This is a genomic window from Chamaesiphon sp., from assembly GCF_041737865.1.
Taxonomy (GTDB): domain Bacteria; phylum Cyanobacteriota; class Cyanobacteriia; order Cyanobacteriales; family Chamaesiphonaceae; genus Chamaesiphon.
On sequence record NZ_JBGSQZ010000330.1, the window covers coordinates 1 to 5,377 of the forward strand.

The window sequence follows — 5,377 nt, forward strand, 5'->3', positions numbered from 1 at the left end:
ACAATTCGGCTCCGTCCAACCCAAGCAAAAAAGCGTATTAGAGATCGCCATCCGCAGTCACCAAACTAGCTTACAACTAGTCGAAACGCTCTTAGATGTCTATCGCAATGACATTGACGGACTAAAACTCGATCGTACCCCGATCGATCTTGCCAGATTAGCAGAGTCAACAGCAACTTCTTTACTCGCTCTGGCAATGAGTCGGCGCGTTCACCTGTCATTAAATTATGGAGACTCCGACTTCCGCCAGTTTCTCTGGGTAAATGGTGATGCCCTCCAGCTTCAGCGGGTATTTGCCAACCTCCTCGCCAACGCCATCAATCACTCGCCACGCGGCGCAAAAGTGGAAGTCGTACTCGGAACTCAGGCGGGAGATCGGGTGGTGAAAGTGATGGATACCGGAGCAGGCATACAACCCGATGAAATGCCCCATTTATTTGAGAGGTTTTATCAGGGACAGAGCAATCGCCAAGCCAGTGGCTCAGGGTTGGGGCTGTATCTGGCTCGTCAAATCGTCGAAGCCCATGAGGGGACAATTTGGGCAGAAAATCGTTCCCCCCAAGGGGCAATCTTTGGGTTTCGCCTAGCCGCGATCGTCGATCCGTCCTACTAGGCTTTAGGCTTTAGGCTTTCGGCTTTAGGCTTTAGGCTTTCGGCTTTCGGCTTTCGGCTCTAGGCTCTAGGCTCTAGGCTTTCGGCTTTAGACTTTAGGGGAAACTATAGCAGTCCTAAATGATTTGTAAGAATACTGTAGGGTGTGTTATCCCGCAGCGACCGAAATCGCGCTGAGGTTTCCTCAGCGTGCGTTTCGGTCAAGACAGGGTAACGCACCAGAGCCAATGTAAATTTCACGAATCATTTAGGATGTCAACTGTCAACTGTCAACTGTCAACTGTCAACTGTTTAAAATGCCCCTAGATCGCCTCAAAATTCTGTTAGTTGAAGATGATGAACTGTTTCGCCTAGGTTTGCAGGTAAGATTGCAGCGCGAATCGGCGGTAGAAATCTTGGCTGAAGCACACGATGGTGAAACAGCCATCGATTTGGCAAAGCAACAACCGTTCGATCTGGTACTCCTCGATATTGGTTTACCTGGATTGGGCGGGTTGGAAACCTGTCGTCAACTCAAACAAAATCATCCCCAGTTGCCGATTCTCGTCCTCACCTCTCGCAACGAAAGATCGTCGATCGCCCGCCTGGTAGCCGCAGGAGCGCAAGGTTATTGCCTTAAAGGGGTCACAGCCGCAACTTTGGTTTTAGCCATGCGCTCGGTCATTGCTGGAGCCTCCTGGTGGGATGCCGCCGCTACGGCAGAAATTCATACGCTGTTCCAAAATAACCCAACAGAAGATCGCGCCCTCATTGCCAATACCCTAACTCGACGCGAACAAGAAATCCTCAGCCTGATTGCTACAGCCAAAACCGATCGAGAAATCGCTGAAGTCCTCTATATCGCACCTGGAACCGTCCGCGTTCACGTCCACACGATTTTACACAAATTGGGAGCGATCGATCGCAAACAAGCGGTGGCGATCGCTATTCAAAATCATCTCCTAAAGGATGTCTAAACAGTTAGTTTTGTCACCTCGCTCTTTAGAAACCAAAAAAGTTTTTAACTTTTTTCGTAGTCTTTTCTGAAAATTCTTCAGCTTGCTGGGAATTGCGATCTGCGGTTTTCTTGACTAGCTCTGGCGTATCACCGCTCGGTCTTTCTGCTTTATCAGCATCGATCTTGACACCAGTTTCTGTCGTATTTAGCAGTGCTTGAGCAGGGTTTTTGTCATTTTTCATCGCCTCCATCTGCCCTGGTTCGCGTTCCATATTGGCTGCCTGTTTGACAATATTATCACTGCTACCAAGTCCTGGCTGCACACTCGCAGCGATCGCCGCATCGACATCGATCGATAGTCCCTGCCAGCACGCGATCGTCAGCACTATTGCCCCGATCGCTTGCATTGCGTACCGTCTGAGATTAGATATTAGCTGCATCATGTTCAATTTCATGGTCATTAATTTTTGGTAAGTTGACATGAACCATTTTTACTACATTTTTGCTAATTATCAATCGCTCAATCGATAGAGATCGAGATAAATTACCCCTGCATTACCTCAGCCTGACTTCACTTTAGAACTTTTACCAGGGGTGAAAGAAAAGGGTAGCTAATTGACTACCCCTATCCTTCGATCGATCTACTCGTTTATTGCGTCTACCAAGTCATAGAAGATCATTTTGACAACCTTACCGATCGTCTTAGCTCGTGCGAGTTTGATTGGTTTATGGGTGTCATACTCGGAAAATATCCGGTAGACTTTGACGCCTGTTTCTGTGGCAAGACGCGAACGACCGGATTCGATCCGCGTAAATAACCATTGCCATGTCGCTGTCCGACATAGTTCTGAACCGCTCTTATTGGTGACTGTGGATGATTTACCCGACTGTTCGCGGGTGGGAGCGACACCGAGCATTTTGCAGAACTTTCTGAGGCTGATGTGTTTAGCTGTGGGATTGCCAGATATTTTTCCTTTGGTGACGATCGTTATCGGCTGCTTGTCTGCATCTAGAAAATTCTCGATCGGGTAGATCTGACTGATTAACATCGCCTGAACTTTTTCGCCCATCCCGTACTTTTTCATTACCTGACGATAGGGATCGAACTGGGAAGCATCGAGGAGACTTCTCAGCTCAAATTCGATCCGGCGTTCCTCTGCTTGCACCATGCACAGCAATTTTGCTTCTAGCCTCATCTCTGGAGTAATGCCCGATCCGACCGAATCTTTACTCTCGCGATCGTACCTGAGACTTTTCCGCGTACCTGCCAGCCATCCCCAGAATAGCGCGGCGTTCGTGTTTGTATCGGCGCGTTCGGGGAAAGCATAGGCTAAATCCTGTTTGAGTCGATTCACCATCGGCGATTGCAATCTGACTAAATGCCCCAGGCGTAATGCCGTCTCTCGCAATTGCGCGGTAATCTCATCCCTGACTAGGACAAACCGCGCCGGATTATTGTAGTGTTCCGCGCAATAAGCCCCAATCGCCAGCGCATCCGCCGGATCGTCTTTATCGGGTAAGCCTAAATTCTTGCGATAACTTCTTAACTGCGTGTGACCGATTAAAATTACTTTCACGCCGTGTTCGCTCATCTTTCTGACCCATAGTCTCGTGTAGTTAACTCCCGTCGGTTCCAGGGCAATTACGTCCGGTTTTAAATCGAGTAATTGTTTGAGTCCGTGGGCGGATGTGTACGCTTCAAAAAAGTTATCCCCATCTAAATAATACTTACCTAAATCGGGCGGCATATTATCTGTATCTAAGACACAGTAAACCAACCGACCCTTACAGGCATCAGCTCCAATAATTCTCATAATGGTTTGTTTTATTTATTCAGTTTTCAATGTGCGTTGAGCTAGAGATCTACATCTGTTTAGACTTATTTACCCAAGTCAAGCTTACGAATCTCCCACGTTGGCACAATTCACTTTTTAAGCGTTAGGGTACGATTGAACCATCGCCCAAGCTCACGAAGTCAGACGGGCTTTAAGCCCCCTTCTTGGTTTGAGTCAGGGCGATTGTCTTGTCGTTGCTAGGAGGGTTGGAAGCTCCCCGCGACGTTCCAGGGGGAACGTTTCGATGTCTTACATCTCGTCAGGCGGGTTGATATTAGCGTGAGTTTTTGGTATAATTAGAACATCACTTTCTTCAATATCAATTAAAATCATCTCTAACAATGCCGTCACTGTTTGGGTAATATAATTGCGATGAGAATGGGATATTTTGCGATTACCATAGCGATTGGGGAATGAGCTGCCAAGCAACCCGATCGCTATTTGCGTATTAGTCTTTATTAGCTTTTTGTTCATTGATTTTATATAGATATTGGTATCTGATATCTGCCATCCGATGGCAAGCTAAGATGAGCAAATCTTCAGCCGCTACTTTAAGTTCTACTGAAACAAGCCCGAAAGAGTCCTGACCTTCATCTATGGAATTACAACTATCGATAATTCGATCGATCGCATCATGAATCGGATTGTCTGAGTAGATTTTTATGGACTTGGGGATGATGCTTACCGTTGCGTCCTGTGGATTGGGGTAGTTAGATTGAGTCATCTGGTTGTTGGTTGGGTTGAAGAGTAATTTTTCCTTTGTTAATAATTCGCTCTAGATGCTTGGTCTCTGCATCAATCGTCCGCAGACGCAAATCGATGTGTCTTTGGTGTTCTCGGATCGCATCGGCACAAGAACGGATCTTCCGAATCAATGCGATCGTGTGGTCTCCAGGCATGTTAAATAAGCCCTACAAATAGGGGTAGTTAAGTGGATTGAGAGATTTACCGTCAAGGTAAAATCGCCCTATTCTCATCCTGAATTAGGCTTATCTCAAGCAATGAGAACAATTTACTAGCTATTTTAGATTCTGGATTTTTTCGATATTTAGATAGATATCCGCTCGACATAGATTAGCAGCGGCTAGTTCTTGTCGATCGCATTCGGTCTAAATATCGCATCAAGTACCGCAGCAGTGGGGAACCCTGAAGATACCCCTAGCTGTGGTAATTGCCGTGCCATGCACCTTGAGCCTGACAATTAGGAGTGATGAACAACTAATGGAGACTGGCAATATCATGACTATAGCATAAACACAGAAATATCTGTGTTTTTACCCAAATATTTCTGTGTATGCGATATGATTGAAGTAGTCAGATAGGCTAATGAGCAATGGAGGAAAGCAATTGAGAGAATTAATTAGAGAGCGAGGTTTTAAGTTGGTTGCCGTAGCTAAGGCGATCGAGGTTAGCTATGAAACTATGAGGACTTGGACGCACACCGCACCGATCGACAAATTATTCAGAATCTCCAACTTCACAGGGATTCCATTCGATGACATAGCAGACTGCTTCCGACCAGATCCAAACTCCCAGGGCCAAACCGAGCCAGACCAAAACTAAATCAAAAACCCCAGCGCGATCGAGCTGGGGTTTGGCATAAATTAACTATCTCCATCATGACAAAACTAGCAGCAACTCAACTCAGTCTAATAGCTGAGTCAGATTTTGTAGATTCACCCGTTGGGGATTGGGCTTATGACGAGTTAGGTACTAACAATTTCTTAGTACCTAACTCGGATAACTCAGAGTTAGGTACTAACAATTTCCTAGTACCTAACTCTAGAACTGTCAGCACTGGTTCGTGCCGAGTTTTGTCCCAAATTCTTCATAAGAATGAGGTAACTTACTCACAACTATTAGTACCTAACTTAGAATCCTGGAAACCGCCGATCGGTTGCTTCCAACAGAAACCAATAAAAGGTCATCTCTATTGGTACTGGAGATACTACGATAATCGCGGCAAAAAAGCATCGAAGTATCTGGCTAAAGA

General features: G+C 46.1%; 9 protein-coding genes. 4 read left to right on the top strand and 5 right to left on the bottom strand.

All coding sequences use genetic code 11. The annotated features are described in order from the left end of the window. Together ACEW9J_RS25970 and ACEW9J_RS25975 are read left to right on the top strand one after the other, a co-directional pair. Positions 1–613, top strand: a 613-nt coding sequence (locus ACEW9J_RS25970) for a sensor histidine kinase (RefSeq protein ID WP_373547958.1), incomplete at its 5' end; no start/stop codon positions are given. 295 nt (positions 614–908) lie between these two features. Continuing rightward, positions 909–1,568 carry a response regulator gene (locus tag ACEW9J_RS25975; RefSeq protein ID WP_373547959.1) on the top strand — a complete coding sequence of 220 codons (660 nt, stop codon included), beginning with the start codon at positions 909–911 and terminating at the stop codon, positions 1,566–1,568. A 25-nt stretch (positions 1,569–1,593) separates the two neighbouring features. Here ACEW9J_RS25975 and ACEW9J_RS25980 read toward each other — a convergent pair whose 3' ends face one another. The 5 genes from ACEW9J_RS25980 to ACEW9J_RS26000 all read right to left on the bottom strand — a co-directional run bounded on the left by ACEW9J_RS25980 (position 1,594) and on the right by ACEW9J_RS26000 (position 4,283). Further along, a complete protein-coding gene (locus ACEW9J_RS25980; RefSeq protein WP_373547960.1) occupies positions 1,594–2,031 on the bottom strand; it encodes a hypothetical protein in 438 nt (145 codons plus the stop codon). 159 nt (positions 2,032–2,190) lie between these two features. Then, complete coding sequence (locus tag ACEW9J_RS25985; RefSeq protein ID WP_373547961.1) at positions 2,191–3,363, bottom strand: IS110 family transposase; 1,173 nt, start codon at positions 3,361–3,363, stop codon at positions 2,191–2,193. A 270-nt stretch (positions 3,364–3,633) separates the two neighbouring features. Further along, positions 3,634–3,858, bottom strand: coding sequence for a hypothetical protein (locus ACEW9J_RS25990; RefSeq protein WP_373547962.1), 225 nt, complete (start codon positions 3,856–3,858; stop codon positions 3,634–3,636). After that, positions 3,833–4,108: a hypothetical protein gene (locus ACEW9J_RS25995; protein WP_373547963.1), complete on the bottom strand. Its 276-nt coding sequence runs from the start codon at positions 4,106–4,108 to the stop codon at positions 3,833–3,835. Before ACEW9J_RS25995 ends, ACEW9J_RS25990 begins: the two co-directional genes overlap by 26 nt. Next, complete coding sequence (locus ACEW9J_RS26000) at positions 4,095–4,283, bottom strand: hypothetical protein (RefSeq protein WP_373547964.1); 189 nt, start codon at positions 4,281–4,283, stop codon at positions 4,095–4,097. The genes ACEW9J_RS25995 and ACEW9J_RS26000 overlap by 14 nt, the downstream gene beginning before the upstream one ends. Before the next feature lie 427 nt (positions 4,284–4,710). On the opposite strand from ACEW9J_RS26000, the gene ACEW9J_RS26005 reads away from it, so the two are divergent. Both ACEW9J_RS26005 and ACEW9J_RS26010 read left to right on the top strand, forming a co-directional pair. Next, the gene (locus tag ACEW9J_RS26005; RefSeq protein ID WP_373547965.1) at positions 4,711–4,947 is read left to right on the top strand and encodes a hypothetical protein; all 237 of its coding nucleotides are present in this window, start codon (positions 4,711–4,713) and stop codon (positions 4,945–4,947) included. A gap of 56 nt (positions 4,948–5,003) precedes the next feature. Beyond that, positions 5,004–5,377 (top strand): hypothetical protein (locus ACEW9J_RS26010; protein WP_373547966.1); only part of this gene is annotated, 374 nt, incomplete at its 3' end.

What these genes read in the sequence shown, in the direction of transcription:
- ACEW9J_RS25975 (WP_373547959.1), top strand. Translation starts at nt 909, where the DNA reads ATGCCCCTAGATCGCCTCAAAATTCTGTTAGTTGAAGATGATGAACTG.
- ACEW9J_RS25980 (WP_373547960.1), bottom strand. Translation starts at nt 2,031, where the DNA reads ATGTCAACTTACCAAAAATTAATGACCATGAAATTGAACATGATGCAG.
- ACEW9J_RS25985 (WP_373547961.1), bottom strand. Translation starts at nt 3,363, where the DNA reads ATGAGAATTATTGGAGCTGATGCCTGTAAGGGTCGGTTGGTTTACTGT.
- ACEW9J_RS25990 (WP_373547962.1), bottom strand. Translation starts at nt 3,858, where the DNA reads ATGAACAAAAAGCTAATAAAGACTAATACGCAAATAGCGATCGGGTTG.
- ACEW9J_RS25995 (WP_373547963.1), bottom strand. Translation starts at nt 4,108, where the DNA reads ATGACTCAATCTAACTACCCCAATCCACAGGACGCAACGGTAAGCATC.
- ACEW9J_RS26000 (WP_373547964.1), bottom strand. Translation starts at nt 4,283, where the DNA reads ATGCCTGGAGACCACACGATCGCATTGATTCGGAAGATCCGTTCTTGT.
- ACEW9J_RS26005 (WP_373547965.1), top strand. Translation starts at nt 4,711, where the DNA reads ATGAGCAATGGAGGAAAGCAATTGAGAGAATTAATTAGAGAGCGAGGT.